Source organism: Tsukamurella sp. DT100, assembly GCF_049844855.1.
In the GTDB taxonomy this organism is placed as follows: Bacteria; Actinomycetota; Actinomycetes; order Mycobacteriales; family Mycobacteriaceae; genus Tsukamurella.
Genome location: NZ_JBNCLV010000031.1, coordinates 1 through 241, shown reverse-complemented (window position 1 = coordinate 241; position 241 = coordinate 1). Strand labels below are relative to the sequence as shown.

General features: G+C 71.0%; 1 pseudogene. It reads left to right on the top strand.

Annotated elements, in window-relative coordinates:
• Positions 1–11: 11 nt before the first annotated feature.
• Positions 12–241, top strand: a pseudogene (locus ACLQ3K_RS26420) (IS110 family transposase); the annotation flags it as partial.

Below are 241 nucleotides of genomic sequence, written 5' to 3'. Positions count from 1 at the left end.
GCACCGGAGCGGTGCTCGATCAGATCACCGTCGCCACCACCGCCGACGGCTACCAGCAACTGCTCGACTTCGCCGACCACCACTCACAACTGCGGGCCTGGGCGATCGAAGGCACCGCCGGGCACGGCGCCGGCCTGACCCGCGCACTCGCGGTGCGCGAGGAGCTGGTGGTCGAGCTCGACCGCCCCGAACGAGTGCAACGACGGCACGGCGCGAAGTCCGACCCACTCGATGCGATCCG